23 protein-coding genes and 1 tRNA gene are annotated in these 26,168 nt (G+C 40.5%); 3 read left to right on the forward strand and 21 right to left on the reverse strand.

The window, feature by feature from the left end; translation table 11 throughout:
- Position 1: 1 nt before the first annotated feature.
- From E4O01_RS08995 to E4O01_RS09030, 8 genes are all read right to left on the reverse strand, one after another.
- A complete protein-coding gene (locus tag E4O01_RS08995) occupies positions 2–352 on the reverse strand; it encodes a C25 family cysteine peptidase (RefSeq protein WP_253691845.1) in 351 nt (116 codons plus the stop codon).
- Positions 353–501: 149 nt separating this feature from the next.
- On the reverse strand, positions 502–1,539 hold the full coding sequence (locus E4O01_RS09000; RefSeq protein ID WP_253691846.1) for a YeiH family protein: 1,038 nt from the start codon (positions 1,537–1,539) through the stop codon (positions 502–504).
- A 125-nt stretch (positions 1,540–1,664) separates the two neighbouring features.
- A complete protein-coding gene (locus E4O01_RS09005) occupies positions 1,665–2,189 on the reverse strand; it encodes a cyclic nucleotide-binding domain-containing protein (protein WP_253691847.1) in 525 nt (174 codons plus the stop codon).
- Complete coding sequence (locus E4O01_RS09010) at positions 2,179–3,474, reverse strand: potassium channel family protein (RefSeq protein WP_253691848.1); 1,296 nt, start codon at positions 3,472–3,474, stop codon at positions 2,179–2,181. The genes E4O01_RS09005 and E4O01_RS09010 overlap by 11 nt, the downstream gene beginning before the upstream one ends.
- Positions 3,475–3,483: 9 nt before the next feature.
- Positions 3,484–4,575, reverse strand: a complete 1,092-nt coding sequence (locus tag E4O01_RS09015; protein ID WP_253691849.1) for a M42 family metallopeptidase — start codon at positions 4,573–4,575, stop codon at positions 3,484–3,486.
- Between the two features lie 308 nt (positions 4,576–4,883).
- Complete coding sequence (locus E4O01_RS09020; RefSeq protein ID WP_253691850.1) at positions 4,884–5,405, reverse strand: DUF308 domain-containing protein; 522 nt, start codon at positions 5,403–5,405, stop codon at positions 4,884–4,886.
- Positions 5,406–5,491: 86 nt separating this feature from the next.
- Entirely contained in the window at positions 5,492–6,700 is a 1,209-nt protein-coding gene (locus tag E4O01_RS09025) for a DUF401 family protein (RefSeq protein WP_253691851.1), read from the reverse strand.
- 8 nt (positions 6,701–6,708) lie between these two features.
- The gene (locus tag E4O01_RS09030; RefSeq protein ID WP_253691852.1) at positions 6,709–7,896 is read right to left on the reverse strand and encodes a MalY/PatB family protein; all 1,188 of its coding nucleotides are present in this window, start codon (positions 7,894–7,896) and stop codon (positions 6,709–6,711) included.
- Between the two features lie 255 nt (positions 7,897–8,151).
- Here E4O01_RS09030 and E4O01_RS09035 point away from each other — a divergent pair, with 255 nt between their 5' ends.
- From E4O01_RS09035 to E4O01_RS09045, 3 genes are read left to right on the forward strand one after another with little or no spacing between them, the layout of a single operon-like run.
- Positions 8,152–8,865, forward strand: coding sequence for a DUF5058 family protein (locus E4O01_RS09035; RefSeq protein WP_253691853.1), 714 nt, complete (start codon positions 8,152–8,154; stop codon positions 8,863–8,865).
- A gap of 10 nt (positions 8,866–8,875) precedes the next feature.
- Positions 8,876–9,574, forward strand: coding sequence for a hypothetical protein (locus E4O01_RS09040; protein ID WP_253691855.1), 699 nt, complete (start codon positions 8,876–8,878; stop codon positions 9,572–9,574).
- A complete protein-coding gene (locus tag E4O01_RS09045; RefSeq protein WP_253691857.1) occupies positions 9,575–10,552 on the forward strand; it encodes a dipeptidase in 978 nt (325 codons plus the stop codon).
- An 84-nt stretch (positions 10,553–10,636) separates the two neighbouring features.
- Here the strand turns inward: E4O01_RS09045 and E4O01_RS09050 are convergent, their stop codons facing one another.
- The 13 genes from E4O01_RS09050 to E4O01_RS09110 all read right to left on the reverse strand — a co-directional run bounded on the left by E4O01_RS09050 (position 10,637) and on the right by E4O01_RS09110 (position 26,156).
- Positions 10,637–13,084 (reverse strand): glycogen/starch/alpha-glucan phosphorylase, encoded by a 2,448-nt coding sequence (locus tag E4O01_RS09050; RefSeq protein WP_253691858.1) that lies wholly within the window; start codon positions 13,082–13,084, stop codon positions 10,637–10,639.
- A 14-nt stretch (positions 13,085–13,098) separates the two neighbouring features.
- The gene (locus E4O01_RS09055) at positions 13,099–13,764 is read right to left on the reverse strand and encodes a DUF4272 domain-containing protein (RefSeq protein ID WP_253691860.1); all 666 of its coding nucleotides are present in this window, start codon (positions 13,762–13,764) and stop codon (positions 13,099–13,101) included.
- A 70-nt stretch (positions 13,765–13,834) separates the two neighbouring features.
- Positions 13,835–14,302, reverse strand: coding sequence for a GNAT family N-acetyltransferase (locus E4O01_RS09060; protein WP_253691862.1), 468 nt, complete (start codon positions 14,300–14,302; stop codon positions 13,835–13,837).
- Entirely contained in the window at positions 14,299–14,544 is a 246-nt protein-coding gene (locus E4O01_RS09065) for a DUF2281 domain-containing protein (protein WP_253691864.1), read from the reverse strand. The genes E4O01_RS09060 and E4O01_RS09065 overlap by 4 nt, the downstream gene beginning before the upstream one ends.
- Before the next feature lie 489 nt (positions 14,545–15,033).
- Positions 15,034–19,308, reverse strand: coding sequence for a DNA-directed RNA polymerase subunit beta' (gene rpoC, locus E4O01_RS09070; protein ID WP_253691865.1), 4,275 nt, complete (start codon positions 19,306–19,308; stop codon positions 15,034–15,036).
- A gap of 25 nt (positions 19,309–19,333) precedes the next feature.
- Complete coding sequence (rpoB, locus tag E4O01_RS09075) at positions 19,334–22,837, reverse strand: DNA-directed RNA polymerase subunit beta (RefSeq protein ID WP_253691866.1); 3,504 nt, start codon at positions 22,835–22,837, stop codon at positions 19,334–19,336.
- A gap of 147 nt (positions 22,838–22,984) precedes the next feature.
- Entirely contained in the window at positions 22,985–23,374 is a 390-nt protein-coding gene (gene rplL, locus E4O01_RS09080; RefSeq protein WP_253691867.1) for a 50S ribosomal protein L7/L12, read from the reverse strand.
- 120 nt (positions 23,375–23,494) lie between these two features.
- Positions 23,495–24,112, reverse strand: coding sequence for a 50S ribosomal protein L10 (gene rplJ / locus E4O01_RS09085; protein WP_253691868.1), 618 nt, complete (start codon positions 24,110–24,112; stop codon positions 23,495–23,497).
- A 2-nt stretch (positions 24,113–24,114) separates the two neighbouring features.
- Positions 24,115–24,795 carry a 50S ribosomal protein L1 gene (rplA, locus tag E4O01_RS09090; protein ID WP_253691869.1) on the reverse strand — a complete coding sequence of 227 codons (681 nt, stop codon included), beginning with the start codon at positions 24,793–24,795 and terminating at the stop codon, positions 24,115–24,117.
- Between the two features lies 1 nt (position 24,796).
- On the reverse strand, positions 24,797–25,228 hold the full coding sequence (gene rplK / locus E4O01_RS09095) for a 50S ribosomal protein L11 (protein ID WP_002667599.1): 432 nt from the start codon (positions 25,226–25,228) through the stop codon (positions 24,797–24,799).
- Positions 25,229–25,319: 91 nt separating this feature from the next.
- Complete coding sequence (nusG, locus tag E4O01_RS09100) at positions 25,320–25,877, reverse strand: transcription termination/antitermination protein NusG (protein WP_253691870.1); 558 nt, start codon at positions 25,875–25,877, stop codon at positions 25,320–25,322.
- Positions 25,878–25,880: 3 nt separating this feature from the next.
- A complete protein-coding gene (gene secE / locus E4O01_RS09105; RefSeq protein ID WP_253691872.1) occupies positions 25,881–26,060 on the reverse strand; it encodes a preprotein translocase subunit SecE in 180 nt (59 codons plus the stop codon).
- A 23-nt stretch (positions 26,061–26,083) separates the two neighbouring features.
- A tRNA-Trp gene (locus E4O01_RS09110) sits at positions 26,084–26,156 on the reverse strand.
- Between the last annotated feature and the right edge of the window lie 12 nt (positions 26,157–26,168).

Here is a 26,168-nt window from a genome sequence, read left to right on the forward strand (position 1 = left end):
ATTAAAACAAAACCACCCTGCTATCTTTTGGACGGCAGGGCGGCTTTTTATACACAGTGCTTTCAAATGCCGGCTCATACCCCGCTGAGCCGGAGGTATGGGATGAAACATGGTCGCCTACCAGTAATACAGCCATCGGCTTTCCGTTGAGTGTTTTGTAAAAGTTTTTTAATTCTTGCCGGATTGCTTCTGCACTCTTGCCCTCGGCAGATATAAGAGTTACCTCATGACCTTGCTTTACTTTATGCTCGATGTATGTTTTTAAAGCAGCCGATTCCGTAAAAAGCGGGGCGGATACAATAACAAGGTGCGGAATCCCTTGCGTTACATCATTGGGCTTTATAGGGTTCACCGTATCGGGTGCCGTATCTTCTTTATCCGGCGGCTTAGGTGTTTCCTGTTATAAATTATAGTTCAAGTTTTTGAGAATAACAACTTTTTGGAGAAAATTTTTGTAATTTGTTTTAAGGGAAGTACAAACGGCTATTTTTAACTGTTGTATTACCAAATTCCCAAAAATTGCTGCATAATTAAACTTACTGCCGTAATGACTATCCAGCAGCTTGCTCCTAGAAAAAGCGGTTTTCCTCCGGTTTTAATTAGCTTCACTATATTGCTGTTAAGTCCAACCCCGGCCATTGCTGCAGTAATAAATATCTTACTTAAGGTTTTTACCGGTTTAAAAGCAGATGAAGGGACTCCAAAATTTGATAAAACTGCACTAACAATCGAAAATCCGATAAAATATAGGATGAACATTGGAAAAATATTTTTCAACCGTACTTTTTTTTCAGTGCCGTCATTTCTTTTCAATTCCCGTGCACGCAAAAAAGCGAGGGTAAATGTAATAGGTATAATTGCCAGCGTTCTTGTGAGTTTTACTGTTACCGCTTTATCCAGAGTTTGTGAACCCAAGATCCACATACTATCCCATACGGCTGCTGCTGCAGTTACGGAAGATGTATCGTTTACTGCAGTTCCTGCAAAAATACCGAAAGCTTCCCCCGAATGGGTATCAAAGCCTAAAAATCTTCCAAGTGTAGGAAAGATAAGGGCAGCCAGAACATTAAAAAAGAAAATAACCGAAATTGCCTGTGCGGCCTCTTCCGAATCCGCATCAATAACCGAGGCTGCCGCTGCTACTGCCGAACCTCCGCAAATTGAAGAACCGACTCCGATTAACATCGCCGTATTCTTTTCAATCTGCATAGCCTTATACAGAATAAACGACACTAATAATGAAGCAGCGATTGTCGACATAATAATCGGAAGCGATTGTATGCCGGTTTTTAGAATAATCGTATAATTTAAGCCTGCTCCCAAAAGCACAACAGCCCATTGTAATACCTTTTTGGATACAAAAGTAATTCCTATTCCGAACTGTCCCTTATCTTTCCATAGCAGCGTTATGAGCATTCCTATAATAAGAGCTATTACCGGAGAACCCGCAACAGGCAGCAATTTTCCCAAAACCCATGCCGGAACCGTAATTACCGAACAAACCAGTATTCCCGATATATTTTTCTTTATACCCTGCATTTATTACTCCCTTTAATGTAATTAAGTATATCAGTTTTTATGCTTTTTTGTAAGCTGATATCATAAGTATGAATAAAATAAAGAGTTACAATATTTTTATATCTTGTTTTTTAGTAGTTTTACCCTTACGGCATTCCAACTTCATCGAGCAGGGCTTGATAGAGGGTGAGGGAATCCTTGGTGGCTTCTTGTAGAGCCCTTGCCAATCGGCGGGCAATACGGTAAATAACCTTGGAGCCTTGAGCCGGCATTTCTTCGCAGAGGCTTAAAAAATCTTGAGACCTTAACTCCAAAACAGTGCAATCGCTTAAGGCCTTTACGGAAGAGCCGTGAAAGTCTTCTCCGAGTAAGCCAGCTTTTCCGAAGCAGATATTTTCTTCAGCTTTCAGATTGCTTAAGGCAAAGGGCGAGCCTTCAAGGGTTGTGCGGAGCATTTGCACTTCTCCATTTACCAAAATATAAAGGCTTCTTCCTGCCTCGTTTTTATCGAGTATAATGTCGCCCTCTCGGAAATTTTTTACACTTAAAAAAGAAAAAAGCTTTTCTAAAAATATCTTATTTTTGTCACCTGCAAGATCGGCAAATATTTCCAGCCTCGATATACGGGCTAGAATTTCATCTTTCTTTTCCATGATTTCTTTATCTGTCATCGGCTCCTCCTTCTTCATTTAAGATTTGGGAGTCATCGAGAGCAGTTCCGTCAAGGGTAAAGTCGGTACGCTTTCTTCCTGAAACGAAGATTCCGCGGGAATTGGGTTTTATTATATACTCATCGGGCGGAGTCAAAATAGGCTCATTGCTTTTAAGCCGCTTTATTTTTTTTAGGTTGTTTACTATCTGCCGGATATTTGGATTTTTTTGAGCCTCGTGCAGGGCTTCTTTTCGGCGGCTGTAAAAGTTCCCCGTATTTTCCAAAAGGCCTATCAAAACGCGGCCGCCTGAAAGACTGCGGCGGTATTCGCGGTAGGTCTTGCCTATAAACTCAAAAGGAATATCGTTTATGATAAGCCCCTCCCCCGACTTTTCCGTGATTAGTTCTCTCAACACGTGGCTTAAACCCGTACCGCTTGAAGCCGAAACCAAGATGCTTCTTTCGTAATCCGTGCTTAAAATAATTTCATCGCAGTGAGCAAGGGAAAGGTGCTGACGGAATTTTGAATCGATGAGTTCGGCTGCCGTATAAATACGGGAATTAAGACTTCCTATCGTGAGAACTGCAAGCACCGTGCGCGAATCGATTTCCATGGGGGAAGAATTCTGCGAATAGTCTGAAAGAATAAGGGCGCGCTCTGCATATTTTACATTTGCGCGGAGCAAGGTAGCCTCATCGGTATAATCTCCGAAAAGGTAGATAAGCCCCTTAAAGCGTTTATCGGTTTTGATTATATCCATGTTTTCGGGGTTTGCATTGTTTATAAGCACAATATGGTCTATGGGAATGTCTGGGTTTGCCGAAATAATTCCTAAAAGAATCCTGTCAAAGTTAGGCTTCCAGCCGCAAATTAAAAAATGATTTTTTATCTTTTCCAATCTAATAAGCCCCCTATCCTTTTTTACTTGTCTGTCAAAAAAAACCGATGCAATTTTTCCGCTCACCCCCGCAAAGGCAACAACCCCGAAAAGAAGAAGGATGATACCTGCCAAGCGACCCAAGAGGGTGGACGGCGTAATGTCTCCGTAACCGACAGTTGTGATAGTTACAAGAGAATACCAAAAGGCATCGAAAAAATTGTTAATCCTTGAATTGCTGTTTGCTTCCGAAACAAAGATAATTACAACCAGCACAAGAAATATAAAAGCAAATCCTGCCAGTATTCTAAATATATCGCTTGCAGGAATATGCTTAATCCACAGCATAAACCTGACAAGTAATGGCGTTTTTTTTGGCTGAGAAAATTCTATATCGGCTTTTCCCGATTTTTTCTTTGCCTTCATTTGGATGAGTTACTCAGCAATATAACCTGTCAATAAAAGAAGAGTGTTTTCAAGGCCTTTCTTGTGGATTCTTTCATAGCCGTGAGAGGCTGCAACACCCGTACCGATTAGGGCATGGCGGTAGTCGTAACCGGCTTTTAAAGCAGCGGAAGCGTCCGAGCCGTAAAAAGGGTAAATATCTACGGCAAAGTTAAGTTCCATCTCCTTAGCTATTTTGATAAGCTCGCTTGTAAACTCGTAGTTATAGGGCCCGGAAGAATCCTTTGCACATATTGAAACTGCATATTCATCGGTATCAAGGTCGCTTCCTACAACTCCCATATCTACTGCAAGCATGTCGCTTATGCCTTCGGGGTGTCCTGCAGAGGCCCCGTGTCCTATCTCTTCATAGTTGGTAAACATAATGTAGGTCTTGCGTTTTAGTTTTAATTCTCCCTTTGCAACCTGCTCCGCAAGATAGATAAACATTCCGCAGCTTGCCTTGTCGTCCAAGTGGCGACTTTTTAAAAATCCGTTCCCGGCCTTTCGGGCAAGGGATTCGATGGCTACAACATCGCCGGCCATTATGCCGAGCTTTTCGACATCTTCACGGGATTTTACGATTTCATCGAGGACGAGTTCCATGTTTGCGTCATCTCTTTTTAGTTCATTTATTTCGCGGGAAGCGTGGACAGCGGGCTCGGTAAGGCGCATGGTTCCCTCGTATTTTTTCCCTTCTCTTGTGATAACGGTTACGTTGGACTGTTCCACATAATTGTACGGAAAGCCTCCGTCAAGAGTGGTGCGTAACCGGCCTGAAGATTTAATGTGACGCACAAAAAGCCCAAGAGTATCGATGTGGGCTGAAAGTAAAAGAGCCTTATCTCCTTTTTTGCCCGTATTAGGTTCCGCATTTTTATCCAACTCGCAGACAACAGCACCCTTGTTTGTAAGCCAAGGTTTAAAGCCGAGACCTGAAAGTCTTTTCATAACATAATCGGCGGCTTCGCAGGTATAACCCGTGGGACTGGGTATATTGCAGATAGTAATAATCTCATCCATAACCTTGTCGGCAGCATTTGAAATTGAAGTTTTAAGTTCGTTAATCTTATTTTTTTCCATTGATAAAGCTCCTCTATATTTTGTCTTAAGACTTATAGAATATTATAGATGGGGCGATATGTCAAGAAGAGGAGAAAAAATTTTATTCGTGCGGAGGCTTTAATACCCCGACGCTCTCTGCGTCGTAACAAAGAGTATTAAAGCCGACTGCAACCACCTTATTAGAACAACATACCCCGATGCTTTGCGTCGGGGTTGTTGATTTTTAAGTCAATATCTTATTTAAAAAGCTTTTATTCATCTTTGCTTCTTCATAAGTGCCGGAAAATATTTTGCCGTCGGCTTCAATAGATCGATAATATAAAAACTCAAGCCCTTTTCTTCAAAATCAGGAAAAGCCAAATACTGCTTACTCCGTTTACCAAAAAGCCGAAACCTATCAAACTAGCAAAAAGGCCTGAAATGCTTGCAGGATTAAAAATACCTGAAAGGCCTATTAAGCAAACGATGCCTGCAAAGATCAGCCAAAGCCACCACAGCCTAACACCGGCGCTTTTTAGGTCGAATGATTTTTTAACTTCAACAGCCCCTAAGCAAATCAAAAAGAGGCCGAGGACAAGCCCGATAAGACCGAGAACTGCGCTTGGATTTACCAGACAAAAAAGTCCTAATCCTAAAAGGATAATACCCAAAACCAAAAAGGAATTCATCTTGATCGAAAAAAACTGATAAATTTCGATAAGGCCGTAAACGATTAGTAAAATACCGACAATGGTCACAATAATTCTTGTTATACTGTCGGGGTTAAAAATACATACAATCCCCAAAACCGTAGACATTACGGCAATAGCCAAAAAGATCATAGAATAAGACAATTTTTTTTCAGACATATATACTCCAGATACTTTTAATGATAATATCTTTTTAATTTTTTTTCAAGCGCAATAATACATTAAAATTTCAAACAATGATAATATTAAAATATATATCGAATCAAAATATAACTATAGAGAGAAGCAATAATTATAAAAGAAAGCACGATAGGCAGAGTCTTTACAACCAACGATAAAAATGAAGTTTTATAATGTTCTGTTATGATTGCCAAACATATATGAGTGGGCGATACCTGCATTGCGATATAGCATATACTCATAAACAAAACAAGTTCTCCAAGACCTGCACCGGGTATGGCCGAAAAAGCTAAAGGCAGCATCATGGCTATCATGGCCTGACTGCCTGCAACTATTGTTCCCAGAAAAATTATTATTGAAAACACAGCAGTAATAGGAATAGGGAGAATTCCAAAAACTTCGGGTAAAGTTTCAATAACATGACTATATTCCAATACCGCTTTAAAAATCATAACAACGATTACTGTAAGAAGCATTTTTGCTTCAAAAGCTTTAACTGCAAATTTTTTTAATTGGGACAATGTAAATTTATGAATAAACATCATTAAGAATATTGCAGGCAAAACAGCATAAAAAACTTGAATTTTTAAAACAAGAATTAAGATAGTTGTAAGACCGATAGGCCACAGAGCCTTAAAAAACGAATAGACGGCATCTTTTTTATTTTGTTCGTTCTCTGCGGTCTTATTCTTGGGTATTTTTTTTACATAAAATACAAAGCCTAGTAAAAAAAGCACAAAAACCATCGGCAGCATACTTATAACAAATGCAGTCATATCTACACCTGTAAGCTTTAAGGCTAAAAGTATACTTCCATAAGTAGGCATAAACAGTTCCGATATATGTCTATAATAGCTGGTCACAAAAGTTTTTTCATTAGCATTAAGATTATCATCCGCGGCGGCATCCACTATCGGAGCGGCAATAAGTACCGCTCCGGGAGAGGGCAGCAACCCTACTATAAAGGGAGCAGCCATAGCATTTACACGTTTGGAATGAAACATTTGTTCAAGCGATATTTCAGCAAGCATAAGCATTTCCTTGTCTTCCATCATACGCTGTAAGTATGTAATGATATAAAAAGCAAGCAAAAGATATATTGTTTGAGAATTTAAAGAAGCACTTCTTGCCATTTTTATAAATTCCAAAAAAGGAATTTTATATAAAATCACGGCTAAAATCACAGCAATGAGTATCGCTTGATAAAGAGGACGCTTAAAAGTCAAACCCAATACAATAGCCAAAAATATTACCGCCAAATAAATTAATTCCATACAGTATCCTAGAATCCTTTTTTCTTTAATGCACCACCAAGCATTTCCAAATGCTGTTCTAAAATTTTAGTAGGACAAGCTATATTGATTCTTTCGAAGCCGTCTCCTTCAGAGCCGAAAATATAACCTTCGTCAGTAAAAAATTGCGCTTCATTATGCATAAAATCTTCCAAAGCTTTATTATCCATTCCAAGAGCCCTAAAATCTATCCATTGAAGATAAGTACCTTCAATGTACCTGCTTTTAAGCATTGGAAAGTTGGAATCAAAATAATTTTTAACCAGCTTTTGATTGGTATCAAGAACAAGCAGAAGCTCATCAAGCCATTTATCGCACCGGGTATAAGCTATTTCGCAAGCTTTAAGCCCGAGAGCATTCACACTCGAAGACCGCATCTTTTGAAGGGTTTCATAATACTTGGTTCTAAGATTTTCATTTTCTACAATTATATTTGATGTAGCAAGGCCCGCGACATTAAAGGTCTTTGAAGGAGCCGTTGCCGTAATGGTATTTGCACCTATCTCTTTTGAAATACTTGCCATAAGAGTATGGTTATAGCCGGGCATTATAAGATCATTCCATATCTCATCGGAAAAAACAATTACATTATTCTCCAAGGCTATTTCGGCCAGTCTTTTTAATTCTTCTTTTTTCCATACACGGCCGACAGGATTATGAGGAGAACAAAAAATCAAAAGTTTATTTTTCGGCTGCTTTGCAAGGCTTTCAAATTTATCGTAATCGATTGTGTAATAGTTATCCTTATCACATAAAAGAGGACAATTTACAAGCTCCCGCTCATTCATCTCAATTGCCATGGAAAAAGGATAATACACAGGGCGCATAACGATTACTCCGTCTCCTTTTTCCGTAAAGGTATTTACGGCAGCAAAAAAAGCATTTACAACGCCGGGTGTCTGCATGATCATTTCGGGACTTACACTGTAATCATGTTTTCGTTTAAGCCAATTTATTACGGCATTGTCATAATCTGCATACCGCATAGAATAGCCTAAAATCAGCCTATCCAAATAACTTTTTAAACCTTCAATTATTTCCGGCGGATTTTTAAATTCCATATCCGCAACTGAAAGAGGTATTACTCCTTCAGAAACATTGGGATTCCACTTGTACATAAGCTCCCATTTGGCAGCTCCAATTTTTTTTCGTGATAAAGTATTTACAAAATCATACATAATTCATCTCCTAATAGTTAAGGGTCTAATCAATAGTATACAGTAAATAATTTATTTTTACAAGAATAATTTTAAAAAACTTTACAATTATTTTATTTTTCCTTGACAAATCTTGAAAGCTGATGTTATAATGATGCATATAGTTAACAACCTTAACTATTTATATCTTTATGTGTCGCTGAACTTTATAAAATTCTAATATACCTTTTCGTTTTACTGCCCAAAAATTTTGTAGAGTCAGACTAGGAGGTTTTTATGGATACAATTACGATTGTAAACGGAACTGTGTGGGTTTTTGCTATCATATTGACATCTTTCGTCATAATTCAAGCAGCTATATTTTTAAAAAAAGCATTAAGCTTTAATAAAAAACATCAGCTGCTCACGAATGAAGAGGTAAAGATATCGATAAGAACCGGAATTTTTTCGATTATCGGACCCGGTTTTTCTGTAATGATAGCAACATTGACAATTATGGCCATGCTGGGATCAGGAGCAGCATTTATGCGCATTGGAGTTATCGGCTCTGCAAGTTATGAATTAATGTTAGCCGGAATTGCAGCAGATGTTTTGGGCATTGAACTTACAAGCGCTAATATAACGACCGGTGTTTTCATTTTAGTTCTCTATGCAATGATTCTCGGAAGTGCACCTTATTTTATCAACTGTTTTTTCAGCCTAAAACCAATGGAACGCTCTTTGATAAAAAATAAAAGTATTGAAGGAAGTTTTGCAAAAATAGTCGGTTTTATCGCATCGATAGCGCTTATAGGTTATTTTGCTATCGATAACGCACGCAAAGGAAAAGTTGAGGCCATTGTAATGTTTATAACAGGCGGCGTAACCATCTTGCTTTCAATGTATGCAGAAAAATCAAAGAAAAAATGGATTTATGAATGGATGTTGGCAATTGCTTTAGTTGCAGGACTCGGCAGTTCTATTATTTTAACAGAATTTATTTTTAAATAGGAGAAGCTTTATGGAAAACACTAATGATTTAATGGTTACTGATTACGAAAACAAATTTATCACCGATATTCACAGATGGGGAAGGATTTCAATGCTGATAGCACTTATACTTTCATTTTTGCCCATAGGATATATGTATTTTATAAAAGGCTGGACTGAAAGTGCCTCAGCTTTTGCAAGTGTAACTATTGCCATATCATCATTCGGTATAGGAATGTGGTTGACTGAACCTATGAGTTATTTTCCGGTACTTGGCAGTGCAGGAACTTACATGGGCTACTTTGCAGGAAATGTTTCAAACATGAGGGTACCGGTAGCTCTTTCAATTCAAAATGCACTTAAAACAGATGTAACTGAACCTCGCGGTAATATAGCAACTATCATTGCAGTTGCAGCTTCCGTATTTGTAAATCTGTGTATTTTGCTGATTGTAGTTATTATAGGACAAAATCTTCTCGCTATTTTTCCGCAAGTAGTGCTTAAATCTTTTAAATATGTTTTACCTTCTTTATTTGGGTCGGTAATTGTAATGCGGTTTAGAGGACAACCAAAAAGAGCCGTCAAATATTTTATTCCAACAGTTATTACATACTATCTGGTAAGATTGATACCCGGAATAGGAACTTTTAAATTAGCAATAGTTATCGCCGGAACTATCATATACGGCTACATATTTCACAAAATTGAGAAAAATAAAAAGGCGGAGTAAATGAACTATATCGATCTGCATTGTGACACTCTTATGATGACATGGAAAGAAGAAGAAGGAGAAACAGTTGTTTCCAATAAATCTTTTTCCGTAGATTTTGAAAGGTTAAAAAAATCAGGAGCATTTGCACAGTTTTTTGCTATTTTTATGTTAACCGAATCTATATTTGATTTTTTAAAAAGACCCGTAATTTCAGATGATGAATACATTGAAAGTTTACTGTCTCAGATAAAAAGAGGTATAGAAAAAGTTGATTATGTAAAAATATGTACATCTTATAATGAATTTTTAAAAAATAAAAGTCAAAACATAATATCTGCATTTTTAACCCTTGAAGACGGAAGAGCCGTAAACGGTGATTTAAAACGCCTTGATCATTTCTATGAAAAAGGTATTAGACTAATAACCTTAACATGGAATGACGAGAACTGCATAGGATTTCCCAATTCAAAAGATCCCGAAATCATGAATCGCGGTTTAAAACCCTTTGGAATTGATCTCATAGGGCGTATGAACGAATTGGGAGTCATAATTGATGTAAGTCATCTTTCTGATGGAGGTTTTTATGATGTAGCCAAACACTCAAAAAAACCTTTCACCGCATCCCATTCAAATTCGCGCATGTTAAGCCCCCATACAAGAAACATGACCGACGATATGATAAAGGTGTTGGCGAATAAGGGCGGAATCATGGGTCTCAATTTAGGACCGGAATTTTTAAATGAAGATATAACCTGTAAGGACAGTACAGTAAGCTTAATGGTTAAACATCTAAACCATCAAAAAAATGTAGGCGGAGTAGAAGTTCTCGCACTTGGTTCAGACTTTGACGGAGTTTTCGGCAATCTGGAAATAAACAGTTGCGATAAGTATTATCTTCTTTTTGATGCTCTAAAAAAAGACGGATGGACGGAAGATGAAATCGAAAAAATGGCATATAAAAATGCTGAAAGATTTTTAAAAGATGTTCTTAAATAGAGCTATACATTAAATTCATTTAAAAAAATTAAAAGCGTCCGTTTATTTTAAACGGACGCTTCTTTATTAAAAACATTTTATATTTTAAACATTTACTTTCTCAAGCCTCCAAATTTCATCAACATAGTTTTGAATAGTCCTATCCGAACTGAACTTTCCGGATCTGGCTATGTTCAAGATACATTTTTTTGCCCAAGCATGGCGGTGATAATAATCGCTTATAATCTGTTCGTGGGCTTTTTGATAACTCTTAAAATCGGCAAGAATATAATAGGTATCGGGCCGCTGTCCTTCAACACCGTAAATAAGAGAGTCATAAAGTCCTCTAAAGGTTTGCTCTCCCGGCAAGGTATAGGTTCCGTCAACAAGCTGATTTACAGCCTTTTCAAGCTCGGGATTTGCGGCAAGATATTCCCTCGGATTATAGGTATTTTCCTTATCCATCTTTAAAATCTCTTCAGCTTTAAGTCCGAAGATAAATTCGTTTTCGGCCCCGGCCTCTTCGACAATTTCGATATTTGCCCCGTCAAGGGTACCGATGGTTACTGCCCCGTTAATCATAAACTTCATGTTGCCCGTACCTGAAGCTTCTTTTCCGGCAGTAGAAATTTGCTCCGAAATGTCGGCAGCAGGGAAGATTTTTTCTGCGGCGGAAACACGGTAATTTTCGATAAAGACAACCCTCAATTTACCTGCAACCCGGTGGTCATTGTTTATTCTGTCCGCAACAGTATTGATGAGCTTTATTATCTCCTTTGCACGCCTATAGGCTGCTGCAGCCTTTGCCCCGAAGATAAAGGTTCGGGGGATGGGATCATAAGAAGGGTCATTTATAATTCTGTTATAAAGAGTCATTATATGAAGAATGTTCAATAACTGCCTTTTATATTCGTGGAGGCGTTTAATTTGAACATCGTAAATAGACTCAGGATTTATAAAAATGCCTTGAGTTTTTTCAAGATATTCGGCAAGGCGTATCTTGTTTTTATGCTTTACCTCAATAAAACCTTCCAAAAACTCTTCATCATCTATAAAGGCTTCAAGTTTTTTTAACTCTTCCAGATTAGTTATCCAGCCTGAACCTATGTACTTTGTTATAAATTCGGAAAGCAAGGGGTTGGCGGTCAAAAGCCAGCGCCTCTGAGTTACTCCGTTGGTTTTATTGTTAAACTTGTGAGGATAGAGGTCATAAAAATCGGCAAGCTCTTTGTGCTTTAAAATCTCAGTGTGAAGAGCTGCAACTCCGTTTACCGAAAAGGTTCCTACTATAGCAAGACGGGCCATGTGAATCTTACCGTCGGCCATGATTGCCATACTGTTGTGTTTTTTCCAGTCACCGGGATATTTTTCGTAAAGCTTTGCCAAAAAGCGCCTGTTTATTTCTTCAACGATTTGATAAACCCTCGGCAAGAGTTTTTGAAAAACATCTATGGGCCATTTTTCCAAGGCCTCAGCAAGAATAGTGTGATTAGTGTAAGCAAAAACCCTCTTTGTAATATCCCAGGCGGCATCCCATTCAAGATGATAATCGTCCATCAAAATACGCATGAGCTCAGGGATTCCCACAACAGGATGGGTATCGTTTAGCTGGATTACGACATAGTCGGGAAGCTTGGCAAAATCGGTACCTTCACGGTATATAAAAGAGCGGACAATATCCTGCAAGCTTGCGGAAGTAAAAAAGTATTGCTGCTTTAACCGCAAGTTCATTCCGGGCGGGCCTGAATCATTAGGATACAGAATACAAGAGATGCTTTCTGCATCTATCTGTTTTTGAAAGGCTCGATTATACTCCATGCTGTTAAAAAGAGGAAGGTCAAAGCCGTCATCGGAAGAAGCTTCCCAAAGGCGCAAAGTGTTTACCGTATCAGTACCGTAACCGACAATCGGCATATCGTAGGGGGTTGCAATAATTTCTTCCGCCCCGTTTATATCGTAATAGAGCTTACCGCTTTCGGATGTTCGGGACGAAGGAGTGCCCCCAAAGTAAACCTTGACACTCAAATCGGAGCGGCGGACTTCCCAAGGGTCGCGGGCAAAAAGCCAGCGGTCGGGATACTCAACCTGATAGCCGTTTTCGATTTTTTGTTCGAACATTCCGTACTTATAGCGGATGCCGTATCCGTGTCCGGGATAATCAAGGGTTGCAAGGGAGTCCAAAAAACAGGCAGCAAGTCTTCCCAAGCCTCCGTTTCCCAAACCGGCATCAGGCTCTTCATCTTCGATTATCGAAAGAGGTTCGGAGATTTCTTCGGTTATCTCTTCAATGGTTTTTCGGATACCCATATTGTTTATATTATTGATTAGTGCCCTGCCCATCAAGAACTCGGCTGAAAGATAATACATCCTCCTTACTCCGGTTTTCTCTTGAGCATTCATAGTTTTAATCCAGTTGGATTGAATTAGCTCCATAACCGTGCTGGCTACGGCATCATAAATCTCACGGCGGGTAGCCTTATCAAGGCTTTTACTGAAATTCCTTTTTAAGCGCCTTATTACGGAATCCTTTACTTCTTCTTTTGAAATAACCAAGCTCTTACCTCCTTTTATGTATCCATAGAAATTTCATACCAATCTTCTTCATCAGAAATAAGCCATTCAAGCCCGCGCCTTCTTTCCATTAAAACTTCGGGATTCAAATCTTTTATTTCCGTTTTAGGATTTAATCTTTTTTCTTCCGTTGCCCAGTGGTATCTATAATGAAGATCGAGCATGTCCAATATTTCTTCAATATCGCGCAGCTTACAAAGAGCCTTAAATTCCTTTTTGGTTTCTCTATCGCCCACTGTTGTTATGGCTTTTTGTACATCACAAATATCATTAGGATAGGAAATGTCTTCAACCAGCCCCAAGGCCCATAAAAGCGCCCAGTAAGCTTCATAAGTCCAACCCACATCAACTGCGTCCTGTTCGGTATAAGTACCGTCAAAAAGGCGCTTTTCTTTTTCCAATAAAAGATTTTGAACGCCGTATTTTTCTAAAAGAATAGAAAATAATTCTTTTGACTCTTCATAGTCTTGTTCATTACAAATATCTTCTGCCAGCTGAATAGACAAAAGAGAAGCTATAGCTCTTTCGCATATCTTATCTAAGGATTTTAATTTAACCTCTTTAGATGAGGGCAAGCGAGGCAAGGCTTCAAAACAAGCTATCCCCATACCCTTTATCTTTGCATTAGATTTTTCTCTACGCAGTTCGGGATCAATACACATAAAATAACCTCATTACATTTATTGTATGTCTTTTTTTTAATAAAATCAAGCCTTTTATTAATTGAGTACTTTACAGTTTTTTAACCACAAATCTTAGACAAGTATCAAAACCGATATTTTTATAGAAAAACTTTGCTTCCTCGTTGAGTTCCCAATGAGTCAACTCTATTTGTGAGGCTCCTTCTTGAACGGCAATTTTTTCGATTTCTGCCATAAGAGCCTTGCCGAGGCCTTTTCGTCTGTATTCGGGAGCTATTCCGATTTGCTCGATATGTATTCCCCTATAAGCCTTCCTAACAGGATTTTCCTGATAATCCCGGATATAAAATAAGGCATAACCGGCATCTTTTCCGTCACAAGAAACAATACAGCAAAACCAATTTTCTTCTTGTAATCGGTTTTTTAAAAACTCTACCGTTGAATCATATGAAAAAGGTTTAAAATACTCAGGATACAATCTATAATGAAGTTCATGCACGTCCTTATTCATTAATGCAATCTTCTCAGAATCTTTTGACAGCCTAAAACTTAAATTCATAGTTTCATCCCTAACATATACTCCTCAAAACAGGGAGGAGTATCATCAAAATCCGGAGCCATCCAAATTTTACCTTTCAAAATCCCAAGTCTGCGTTTTGGCTTCTTATCCTTTAAATTATTTTTCTTACTCATTGCCGTATTTTTTAAACTATCTGCGATTATATAAAGAAGCTGAAGTTTCTGTTCATAAGGTATTTCTAAAACCTGTGTTTCTAACTGAGAATACTGTTCATAAGACATAAACATACCTCCACTAAATTATTATAACACAAATATAAATTTTTGTATCTAAATTTAACATATTTTAATAAAATCAAGTCTTTCCGCTTAATCATAATGTCAATGTCTTCCCACGGATATAGGCCCTGGGCAAAACTTTAAGTTCAATACAAACGCAGAGAGTAATTTTAAACGGTTGCGTCATATCAACCTCCATAAAAATTATTTAAAAAGGAGAGAAAAAATTCCTCTTTCATAATTATTATAGAGATTGTTTTTATATAGATAGTAAAATTGTAAAAAAAGTTATATTTTTTTTAAAATAAGTGAATTTTCAAAAGGATGAAGCCAAATCCTTTTGTTTCAATCTCAACTAAAGAGCTATCCAAATTCTATGGTAATTTGCGGGATTCCAAAGGGCAGCGAGCCCTTTGGCAGCGCGAGAAAGAGAGGGGGTTATAGGGGGAGAGAAAACTCTGCTCTGAACGGGGTTGTCTCTCCCCCTAGATTTTAGATATCATCCAAAAAGTTTTCTTCTTCGATAAGTTCTTGTTCTTCGAGAGCTTGAGCAGCTTCGGCTTCAAGTCTTCGGCGTTCGAGGATCTCGTTCATCTGAATATCCAGGTCGCTCTTATTCTTATCGAAAAGCTTAATGTCGCGGTACTGCTTCATACCGGTTCCTGCAGGAATAAGGTGACCGATAATTACGTTTTCCTTTAAGCCGCGAAGCTCATCGGAGGAGCCTGCAATAGCGGCATTTGTAAGAACCTTTGTGGTCTCTTGGAAAGAAGCGGCCGAAATAAAGGAGTCGATATTTAAGGCAGCCTTTGTAATTCCTTGGAACATAGGACGAGCAACAGCAGGCTGACCGCCTTCTTCCTTAACCCTCTTATTTTCTTCATGGAATCGGTACTTATCTATCTGCTGGTCAAAGATAAACTTGGTATCTCCAACCGAAACAATCTTTACCTTTCGGAGCATCTGACGGACGATTATACCCACGTGTTTATCGTTGATGGTAACGCCCTGAGCATCGTAAACTTCCTTGATTTCCTTCATCAAATAGTTTTGAAGGGCATTTTCTCCGAGGATATTTAAAATATCGTGCGGATCAAAACTGCCGTCGCACAAGGGTTCTCCGGCTTTTACCGTATCGCCGTCGCGGACAAGCATCCGTTTTCCTATAGGAACAAGGTGCTTTACATCATGGCCGTATTCGTCGCGGATCATAATAGTTCTCTTGCCCTTGAGTAAGCCCTTTTTGATGGTAACAACACCTGCAATTGCGGCAAGAACGGCAGGAGACTTAGGCCTTCGAGCTTCAAGGAGTTCTGAAACTCGCGGAAGACCTCCGGTAATATCCTTTGTCTTTACCGACTCTTTTGCTATCTTTGCAAGAATTGCACCGGCTTTAATTTCCTGACCTTCTTCAACCAAGAGCTGGGCTCCTCCGGGGAGGAAGTAAGAATCTTCACCGATTGGGTTACCCGATTCGTCCGAAATAAAGATACGAGGCTGCATCTTGTCGAAATGAGCATCGCTTATTCGTTTTTCGACAACGCCTGTTTCTTCGTCGGCTTCTTCTTTTAGGGTTGTACCGGGAAGAATATCTTCAAAACGGACAAAGCCGTCATATTCTGCCAAAATAGGATCGGCAAAGGGGTCAAAAGTACCGACAGTTTCACCGGCCTTGATAACCTCATTTTCTTTTACAACAACCTCTGAACCGTTTCTTATCTCTATTGTCTGCTCTTGACCTGTAAGATAGATGATATTATCTCTTACTTCGGCAATAGCTATATCTTCGGAAAGCACTTCTTTTCCGTTCTTTAAAGTATAAAGAGGATTACCCTTTACAACCCTTGTTCCGGTACTTACGATAGGAGTTTCACCTTTTTTCAAGGCGTATTCATTTAAAACCTTACAGAAAGTAAACTCTCCTTTTCTTGTAAATAGGAAATTACCGTTTTTAAGCGTTACGTAAGAACCCTTTATGCCTCTAACGATGATAGAATAGTCATTAAACACAACCCTGTTCTCTTCAACGTTTTTAGAAGCGGTACCGCCCTCATGGAAGGTACGCATCGTAAGCTGGGTACCGGGCTGACCGATGGACTGGGCTGCGATAATACCTACAGCCTCCCCTATTCGGACAATTCGGTTTCTGGCCAAGTCACGGCCGTAGCACTTAACGCAGACTCCGTGCTTGGATTCGCAAGTTAAAACGGTGCGGAGTTTAACGGTTTCAACACCGGCTTCTTCTATCTTTTTAGCTGTCTCATCGGTGATATACTCGTTTACATCGATAAGAAGCTCTCCCGTAATGGGATGAATAACTCTTTCCAAGGTGTATTTTCCGGCAATGCGCTCGCTCAAAGACTCGCGGATTTCGTCTCCTCGTTTGATTGCGGCATATTCGATTCCGTTGATGGTACCGCAATCTTCTTCATTGACAACTACGTTTTGAGCGATATCTACAAGACGGCGCGTCAAATAACCTGCGTCCGAAGTTTTAAGAGCCGTGTCGGTCAAACCTTTTCGCGCACCGTTGGTCGAAATAAAGAATTCCATAACGTTTAAGCCTTCTTTAAAGTTCGATCTAATCGGAAGCTCGATGATGTCGCCTGTAGGCTTGGACATAAGACCGCGCATACCTGCGAGCTGATTTATCTGATCCTTATTACCTCGGGCACCTGATGTAGACATCATGTGGATGGTGTTAAAGCCGCCCTTATCTTCTTGCAGACGGTTCATAAGAATTTCTTTAAGGTTGGAGTTTGTTTTCTGCCAAACGTCAACTACACGGTTATAGCGCTCTTCTTGAGTAATATGACCGCCCTTGTATTGGTTGTAGATTTCCAAAACTTCCCTGTTGGCCTTTTCAAGCATTCCGGCCTTTTCAGGCGGAATAATCATGTCTTCCATACTCAAAGTTGCACCGAAATATGTAGCATACTTATAACCGACAGCCTTGAGCTTGTCCAAAAGCTGAACAGCCAGCCACGGGCCCTTATCCTTAAATACATCTTCTATAAGTTTTCGTATTTTTTTATCGTTTAAAGCATGATTTGTAAACGGAACACCTTCAGGCATTTCTTCATTAAATAGAATTCTTCCCGGTGTAGTTCTTACTTTTTCAATTTTGCCCGGTTCTGTTTCATAGTCGATTAAAACAGGTTCCTGCCAGCCTACGGCATGACCTTCCGCAGCCATCAAAACTTCTGCAACCGAAGAATATCGGCGTTCCTTCTTACCCTCAGGCAAGGCTCTTTCCTTTGTAAGATAGTAAAGACCTAAAACCATGTCCTGTGTCGGGAAAACGATTGTTTTTCCGTTTGCAGGGTCGAGGAGGTTTCGGGCTGAAAGCATCAAGGTCCAGCACTCCATCTGGGCGGCCTGTGTCAGCGGAACGTGAATAGCCATCTGGTCGCCGTCAAAGTCGGCGTTAAAGGCCTTACATACAAGAGGATGGAGGCGTATAGCCTTTCCTTCTACCAAAACAGGTTCAAAGGCTTGAATACCCAAGCGGTGGAGGGTCGGAGCACGGTTTAAAAGAACGGGGTGCTCGCTTACAACCTCGTCAAGGACTGCAAAAACCTCGGCAGCTTCCTGTTCTACAAGGAGTTTAGCCTTTTTAATATTAGAAACAACTTCTTTTTGAACAAGTTTTTTCATTATAAAGGGCTTAAAAAGTTCCAATGCCATCTTCGTGGGTAGACCGCACTGCCAAAGTTTGAGCTCGGGGCCTACAACAATAACCGATCGGCCTGAGTAGTCAACACGCTTACCTAAGAGGTTTTGGCGGAATCGGCCCTGCTTTCCCTTTAAAAGATCCGAAATGGACTTTAAGGGGCGGTTTGAAGCTCCCTTAATAGCCTTTTTGCGTTTTGAGTTATCGAAGAGAGCATCAACGGCTTCTTGAAGCATCCTTTTTTCGTTTCTGATAATGATATCGGGAGCCTTTAACTCCATGAGCTTACTCAAGCGGCTGTTTCTGTGGATTACCCTTCGATATAAGTCGTTTAAGTCGGATGTTGCAAAGCGGCCTCCGTCAAGCTGAACCATGGGGCGCAAATCGGGAGGAATAACCGGAATAACATCAAGAATCATCCATTCGGGTTTGTTTCCTGAAGATCTGAAATTCTCGACTATTTCGATTCGGCGCAAAAGGCGTTGGTCGCTTTTTGCACCCTTTTCAATCATCTTTGCACGCAGTTGAGCTGCAAGTTCATCCAAATTTATATTTTGAAGAAGGGTCTTAATAGCCCCCGCTCCCATACCTGCCGTAAATGCGGCTCCGTAACGCTCGTGAGCATCCCTGTACTCATCCTCGGTTAAAAGCTGCATGGGTTCCAAGTCGGTATCGTTTGCATCGATAACTATGTATTTTTCGTAGTATAAAACCGACCTTAGGGCTGCAACCTGTAAGTTGAGGAGGAGTCCCATTCGGCTCGGAACGGATCTGTAATACCAAATGTGAGAAACCGGAGCTGCCAGTTCTATGTGGCCCATGCGCTCACGGCGGACTTTAAAGTGAGTAACCTCAACACCGCAGCGGTCGCATATAACGCCCTTGTAACGGATAGATTTAAATTTTCCGCAAAAGCATTCCCATTCTTTTGTGGTTCCGAATATTCTTTCGCAAAACAAACCGTCCCTCTCCGGGCGCAAGGTTCGGTAATTGATTGTTTCAGGCTTTTTTACTTCCCCATAGGACCAAGCCCTTATAGTGTCGGGTGAAGCAAGCCTTATCATCAAGCTGTCAAAATCCTGTATATCTCTCATAATCTTTCCCTCTCCTTAACTTCCATTAAAAGTTAGTACTTGTTTTTTCGCGTTTGATTAGCTCTTCATCCCTTTCTGTTAAAGGAATCTGCTGTCCTTTTGCATCATAAATTGTAAAATCGAGAGCTAAACCTCTTAATTCTTGTACCAATACGTTAAAGGATTCGGGGATTCCTGCAGAGCTTGAAGGCTCTCCCTTAACGATTGATTCGTATATCTTGGAGCGTCCGTGCATATCATCGGACTTGATTGTGATAAGTTCCTGCAAGGTGTTGGCTGCCCCATAAGCTTCAAGAGCCCAAACTTCCATTTCTCCCAAACGCTGACCTCCGAACTGGGCCTTTCCGCCCAAGGGCTGCTGGGTAACTAGAGAATAAGGACCTGTGGAGCGGGCATGCATCTTGTCGTCTACAAGGTGGGCCAGTTTTAAGAAGTAGATAACGCCGACAAAGACCTCGTTTTCAAAGAGGCGGCCCGTTAAACCGTCGCGGAGCTTTACCTTCGAGTTTGTAGGATAGCCAGCTTCTTTAAGTTTTGCTTCAATCTGTTCGGTGCTGGGAGACTCAAAAACCGGCGATTCATACCATTCATTCAACTTTAATCCGGCAAGACCCAATTCCGATTCCAAAATCTGCCCGATGTTCATTCGTGAAGGAACACCCAAGGGGTTTAGACAAATATCGAGAGGCGTTCCGTCTTCGAGGTAGGGCATATCCTCTTCGGGGAGTATTCTTGAAACAAGACCCTTGTTTCCGTGGCGTCCTGCCATCTTGTCTCCCTCGCGGAGTTTTCGTTTTGTTGCGATTAAGACCTTTACAACCTCATCTACACCGGGGCTCAAGTCATCTCCCTGATCCCGCTTTAAGCGCTGAACATCTATAACCGTACCCTCGGTTCCGTGGGGAACACGCAAGGACGTATCCCTAACTTCCTTAGCCTTCTCACCGAAGATTGAGTTAAGAAGCTTAAATTCGGGGGTTGTATCGCTTTCACTCTTAGGAGTAACCTTTCCGACAAGAATGTCACCGGGCTTTACCTTAGAACCTATGCGGATAATACCTTCGCTGTCGAGGTCGTCCAAGCTCTTTTCGGACTTGTTCGGAATATCGCAGGTCATCTTTTCGGCACCCAGCTTTGTTTCGCGGACATCGGTTGAAAGTTCTTTTATATGGATAGAAGTAAACATATCTTCTTTTACGACCCTGCGTGAAATTAAGATAGCGTCTTCATAGTTATAACCGTTCCAAGGTACGAAGCCTACAAGAATGTTTCGGCCTAAAGCCAATTCCCCGTTGTAGGTTGCAGGGCCGTCGGCTATGGGCTGACCTTCTTTAACCGTGTCTCCTACATTGACGATTGGGCGCTGATGGTAGCAGGTTTCCTGGTTTGTTCTTTGATATTTTAATAAGGTGTATTCGTCCTTATCTTCCTTATTTTTTCCCTTTTCAGGGGCTATGATAATCGTATCGGAAGAAACGTACTCAACCTTTCCTGCCCTCTTTGCCTTGATTAAAACACCCGAATCATAGGCACACTTTTTTTCCATACCTGTTCCGACACGCGGAGGCTCAGGGAAAACAAGAGGAACGGCCTGACGCTGCATGTTGGAGCCCATGAGGGCACGGTTAGCATCGTCGTGCTCAAGGAAGGGAATTAAAGAAGCCGAAACTGATATAATCTGTTTGGGCGAAACGTCCATGTACTGAATATCTTTAGGGCTTCTTGAAGTATAGTCGCCAAGCCTTCGGCATGAAACCTGATCAGTATTAATCTTTCCGTCTTTTCCAATGGCGGAAGAAACCTGACCGATAAAGTACTTGTCTTCATCCATCGCGGATAAGTATTCGATTTCGCGTGTGGCAACACCGTTTACAACCTTTACATATGGAGCTTCCAAAAAGCCGTATTCGTTTACGCGGGCATAGTTTGCCATAGAAACGATTAGACCGATGTTCGGACCTTCAGGGGTTTCAATCGGACACATTCTTCCGTAGTGGGTATAGTGAACTTCACGAACTTCAAAGCCTGCCCTGTCGCGTGAAAGACCGCCGGGGCCTAGGGCGTTAAGACGGCGCTTATGAGTAAGCTCGGCCAAGGGGTTTACCTGATCCATAAACTGGGATAACTGGCTTGCACCGAAGAATTCTTTTATGGCTGCAACGATGGGCTTAATCGAAATTAAATCTTGAGGCTTAATGGTATCCATCTCTTTGGAGCTCATCCTGTCGCGTGCAATGCGTTCCATTCTGGAGAAGGCTTTTTTAAGAACGTCGGTCATAATTTCGCCGACCGAGCGGATTCGTCTGTTGCCTAGGTGGTCGATATCGTCGATATTTTCTTCACCGATATAAACCTTGATCAAAAGCTTCATAGTTTTAAATATATCTTCTTCGATTAAGGTTGTACCTTGAACCTCATCCTTATAGTCAAATTTTTTGTTTAACTTATATCTGCCGACCTTACCTATATCGTACCTTCTGGCTGTAAAGAACATATTGTGAAGGTCTTCTTTTGCATTTTCGTAAGTTATAGGATCGCCCGGACGGATAACGCTGTAAACCGCATTTAAAGCATCTTCAACGGTCGGCTCATCATTTACTGCCGGATCCGGAGTATATTTGATTTCTTCCCTTTCAAAACAGTTGATGATAATCTGAGAATCCAAAGAATCTTTTGCCTTGAAGTCGATTATTGTAATCTTTTTAACGTCGTTTTGAATTAAATCGTCTATATTGTGCGGATGAATCTTTTCGCCGGCTTGATGCATTTTGCGCTTTTCGCCGTCTTCACCCTTTACAAAAACATCACGAGCCAGAACCTGACCGATTAACTCTTCATATTCAGCCCTGTCGGCAGATATTTTTGCTGTTTTTGTTTTATAAAAAAGGTCGATAATTTTTTCTCTTGTGTCATATCCTAAAGCACGTAAAAAAATCGTACCCAAAATTCGCTTTTTACTGTCAAGCTTTGCATAAATAAGCTCTTTTTTCTGGTCTATTTCAAATTCCAGCCACGTTCCGCGGTAGGGAATAATTCGGCTTGAATAAACGCCCTTTTCGTGTGAAAAAATAACGCCGGGAGAACGGTGAATCTGAGAAACCACAACCCGTTCCGCTCCGTTTATAATAAAGGTTCCTCTTTCCGTCATCAGAGGAATATCGCCCATGTAGATATTTTTGCGGCGTATTTCTTTGGTTTCTTTGAAGAACAAGTCTATTTCGGCTTTTAAGGGAACAGAATAAGTAAGCCCCTTTTGTTTGCATTCAATTTCTGAAAATTTGATGCTGTCATAGTCGAGAGAATAAGATAGATATTGCAAAGCCATGTCTTCGTTTATACTTTCGATAGGAAAAGTCGTATGGAATACCGATTCTAAGCCCTCAATCTCGGTCTCATCTGTCTTTTTGTCTTTGTTTAAAAATTTATTGTAAGATTGAATCTGAATATCGATGAGGTTTGGAAGCTCCATAAAATTCGGAACATCCTTACCATAATACCTTCGATCTATTTTTTGACCTCTTGCAAACATCCCTTACCCCCAAGTTTATATTTAATCACAAAAAGACTTCCTGAAATTCTATACAGGAAGTCTTAGAGAAAATTCATTGTTTATGCTGCAGTGTTCCTTTTTGGAAAGAACACTGCAAAGCCCGGCGTAAAGCCGGTATTTTGCTTATTAAGCAATTTCAACTTCACCGCCGGCTGCCGTAATAGCTTCCTTAATTTTAGCTGCTTCTTCTTTAGAAACATCTTCTTTAAGGACTTTCGGAGCTCCTTCAACGAGCTCTTTAGCTTCTTTCAAGCCGAGACCGGGAACAACGTTTCGAACTTCCTTGATAACGCCGATCTTTTTACCGGGATCAGTAAGACCTTTAAGAGTAACAGTAAATTCTGTCTTCTCTTCTTCAGCGGCTCCGCCTCCTGCAGCTCCGCCTGCAACTACTGCAACGGGAGCAGCGGCTGTTACACCGAATTTTTCTTCCATAGCTTTGATGAGCTCGGAAAGTTCAAGAATCGTTTTTTCGCCGATTGCTTCAATAATTTGATCATTTGTTAATGCTGCCATATTATCTTCTCCTTAAAAATTATATTTTGTGCTTTTTTAGCACCTTAAGCAGACAGGGGGTCAGCTTCTGAAGCCTGACTGCTTAAAAATTTATTTCGAAAATTTTCCGAAACCTTAGTATTAAGCCTCCGGAGCTGCTTCGGGAGCAGTCTCTGCGGGCTGTTCAGCAGGCTTATCAGCCGCTTTTTCCTCTGAAGCAGATGCTTCAGCTTTTGCCTCTGCAGGAGCAGCGGCTTGGGCTCCGCCCTTATCCACAATCGCCTGTAAGGTGCGTACAAACTTGGAAGTTGTAGCATTGACTGTAGACATAAACATTGCAATAAGATCTTTTTTGCCGGGAAGTTTTGAAAATGCCTCAATTTGTTTGGCATCATAAATCTCACCGTCAACTACCGCACCCTTAATTACAAGAGCCGGAGCATCTTTTGCATATTCAAACAAGGTTTTAGCTGCGAGGTTTGCATCTTCTGCAACCATAGCCAAGGCTGTAGGACCTGTCAACCAGGAATCTACATCCTTAATATCTGCATCTTCAAAAGCAATGCGTGCAAAATTATTGCGTACAACCTTGTATGTACAAGCATTTTCACGGAGCTTTTTGCGAAGCTCTGTAATCTGCTCAACCTTTAAACCTCTGTACTCGGTAAAAATAAAAGAGGAGGAGGCTTTTACATCATTTTTGATGCTTTCAATCGCTTCTGTTTTTTGGCGATTCGGATTTTTTGTTCTTAATGCCATTTTTACTCTCCTACCTTATAATCAACCCAAACACCAGGGCCCATTGTCGAACTAATTGATACGGATCTGATATAGTCACCCTTTGCGTCGGCAGGCTTTTTTCTCATCGTTTCATTGATAAGAGCCTGTACGTTCTCTACAATCTTTGAAGAATCCATAGAAACTTTTCCGACAGGAAGATGCACAACACCGCCCTTATCGGCACGGAATTCTACACGGCCTTTTTTAAGCTCATTGATAGCGCTTGCAATATCCGTGGTAACCGTTCCTGTTTTGGGATTGGGCATCAAACCTCTTCGGCCGAGCACCATACCCAAGCGTCCTACATCCTTCATCATATCGGGGGTAGCAACTGCGATATCGAAATCGAGCCAACCGCCCTTTACCTTTTCAATGTATTCTGCAGAACCTGCATAGGCAGCACCGGCATCAAGAGCTTCTTTTACTCTGTCATCCGTACAAAAAACCAAAACTTTCTTTTCGCCCCTAAACTGATGAGGAAGAACGAGGGTATCCCTGACGCTCTGTCCTTTACCAAGGGTTAAACTTACATGAACTTCAACCGTTTCGTCGAATTTGGCGTATTTAAGCTCTTTGACAATCTCAACAGCCTTGGGAAGCTCATAGGAGGCTGCAGAATCATACTTTGCGATTGCATTTTTGTAATTTTTTCCGTGTCTCATATTAGCGCTCCACCTCTACACCCATACTTCGTGCAGTTCCTGCAATAATTTTCTTTGCAGCTTCAATGTCGTTTGCATTGATATCGGGCATCTTTGTTTTTGCGATTTCTTCCAATGCGGCTTTTGAAAGTTTTCCAACTTTTGCGGTAACCGATGTGGCAGAACCTTTTTCAATTTTACAGGCTTTTTTGATTAAAACCGATGCAGGCGGTGTTTTGAGGATAAAAGTAAAACTTTTATCGGCATATACCGTAATAACAACGGGAATAACCAAACCGGGCTCCATGGATTTTGTACGGTCATTGAATTGCTGTACAAACTGAGGTGCACTTACACCGTGCGGACCCAGAGCCGGGCCTATAGGCGGTGCAGGAGTTGCTTTTCCTGCCGGACACTGAAGTTTAATCTGTGTCACAACCTTTTTCTTTGCCATTTTCTCTCCTTCCGGTACAAACGGAGGTTTTCCCTCCTCCCGTAATATACAATTAAAGTGCAAATGAACATCACCGCACCTTATTTAAAACTTAAATGATTTCGGCCTGAGACATTTCGACTTCAACCGGTGTTGTACGGCCGAAAATCGCAACCATAACTCTTAACTTGTTTTTATCTGCCATAACTTCATCGATAACGCCGGTAAACGAGGCAAAAGCACCTTCGATGATCTTGACATGCTGTCCTTCACTGAAATTTTGAATAACTCTGATGTTTTTATCGCCCTTAATTTCTCCGGTTTTTTGCAAGATTTCCTTTGCTTCTTCGGAAGAAATAGGCTGAGGTTTTTCATTTCCTGCAGTACCCAAGAAACCGGTTACACCTTGAATTTTGCGGATTTCGGAGCAAACGCTTTTCCAGCCGAGATCAGGAAGATTCATTTCTACAAGCATATAACCGGGAAGAAATTTTCGCTTAACATTGCGCTTTTTTCCGCCCTTGTTTTCGATTACAAGTTCTTCAGGTATTTTTATATCTGTAACGAAATCGGCAGAAATAATTCCTTTTTCTATAAGAGTACGTATCGTTCTTTCAATTTTATTCTCATAACCCGAATAGGTATGAAGAATGTACCAAGCCTTAGCCATTATTTAAAAAATCCAACCTACACAAGCTATAAAGAAAGCATCAAGACCGCCGAGAAAAGCAGCTACGATGAGGGTAGAAATCAATACGACCTTTACAGAAGATCCTACTTCAGAAGCTGTAGGCCAGACAACTTTTCTAAGCTCCCCTATACATTCTTTCCAAAAAGTTCCAATTTTAGCCATAAAAACCTCGTTTTTTAAAATTACAGGCCAGGAAGGACTCGAACCCTCAACATTCGGTTTTGGAGACCGACGCTCTACCATTGGAGCTACTGACCTAATTAACTCTAA

It is taken from the genome of Treponema sp. OMZ 790, from assembly GCF_024181285.1.
Lineage (GTDB): Bacteria > Spirochaetota > Spirochaetia > Treponematales > Treponemataceae > Treponema_B.

What these genes read in the sequence shown, in the direction of transcription:
- E4O01_RS09025 (WP_253691851.1), bottom strand. Translation starts at nt 6,700, where the DNA reads ATGGAATTAATTTATTTGGCGGTAATATTTTTGGCTATTGTATTGGGT.
- rplK (WP_002667599.1), bottom strand. Translation starts at nt 25,228, where the DNA reads ATGGCAAAGAAAAAGGTTGTGACACAGATTAAACTTCAGTGTCCGGCA.
- E4O01_RS09005 (WP_253691847.1), bottom strand. Translation starts at nt 2,189, where the DNA reads ATGACAGATAAAGAAATCATGGAAAAGAAAGATGAAATTCTAGCCCGT.
- E4O01_RS09015 (WP_253691849.1), bottom strand. Translation starts at nt 4,575, where the DNA reads ATGGAAAAAAATAAGATTAACGAACTTAAAACTTCAATTTCAAATGCT.
- rplA (WP_253691869.1), bottom strand. Translation starts at nt 24,795, where the DNA reads ATGAGACACGGAAAAAATTACAAAAATGCAATCGCAAAGTATGATTCT.
- E4O01_RS09060 (WP_253691862.1), bottom strand. Translation starts at nt 14,302, where the DNA reads ATGAATTTAAGTTTTAGGCTGTCAAAAGATTCTGAGAAGATTGCATTA.
- rplL (WP_253691867.1), bottom strand. Translation starts at nt 23,374, where the DNA reads ATGGCAGCATTAACAAATGATCAAATTATTGAAGCAATCGGCGAAAAA.
- E4O01_RS09010 (WP_253691848.1), bottom strand. Translation starts at nt 3,474, where the DNA reads ATGAAGGCAAAGAAAAAATCGGGAAAAGCCGATATAGAATTTTCTCAG.
- rpoC (WP_253691865.1), bottom strand. Translation starts at nt 19,308, where the DNA reads ATGAGAGATATACAGGATTTTGACAGCTTGATGATAAGGCTTGCTTCA.
- E4O01_RS09030 (WP_253691852.1), bottom strand. Translation starts at nt 7,896, where the DNA reads ATGTATGATTTTGTAAATACTTTATCACGAAAAAAAATTGGAGCTGCC.
- E4O01_RS09040 (WP_253691855.1), top strand. Translation starts at nt 8,876, where the DNA reads ATGGAAAACACTAATGATTTAATGGTTACTGATTACGAAAACAAATTT.
- nusG (WP_253691870.1), bottom strand. Translation starts at nt 25,877, where the DNA reads ATGGCTAAGGCTTGGTACATTCTTCATACCTATTCGGGTTATGAGAAT.
- E4O01_RS09065 (WP_253691864.1), bottom strand. Translation starts at nt 14,544, where the DNA reads ATGTCTTATGAACAGTATTCTCAGTTAGAAACACAGGTTTTAGAAATA.
- E4O01_RS09035 (WP_253691853.1), top strand. Translation starts at nt 8,152, where the DNA reads ATGGATACAATTACGATTGTAAACGGAACTGTGTGGGTTTTTGCTATC.
- E4O01_RS09055 (WP_253691860.1), bottom strand. Translation starts at nt 13,764, where the DNA reads ATGTGTATTGATCCCGAACTGCGTAGAGAAAAATCTAATGCAAAGATA.
- rpoB (WP_253691866.1), bottom strand. Translation starts at nt 22,837, where the DNA reads ATGTTTGCAAGAGGTCAAAAAATAGATCGAAGGTATTATGGTAAGGAT.
- rplJ (WP_253691868.1), bottom strand. Translation starts at nt 24,112, where the DNA reads ATGGCATTAAGAACAAAAAATCCGAATCGCCAAAAAACAGAAGCGATT.
- E4O01_RS09020 (WP_253691850.1), bottom strand. Translation starts at nt 5,405, where the DNA reads ATGTCTGAAAAAAAATTGTCTTATTCTATGATCTTTTTGGCTATTGCC.
- E4O01_RS09045 (WP_253691857.1), top strand. Translation starts at nt 9,575, where the DNA reads ATGAACTATATCGATCTGCATTGTGACACTCTTATGATGACATGGAAA.
- secE (WP_253691872.1), bottom strand. Translation starts at nt 26,060, where the DNA reads ATGGCTAAAATTGGAACTTTTTGGAAAGAATGTATAGGGGAGCTTAGA.
- E4O01_RS09000 (WP_253691846.1), bottom strand. Translation starts at nt 1,539, where the DNA reads ATGCAGGGTATAAAGAAAAATATATCGGGAATACTGGTTTGTTCGGTA.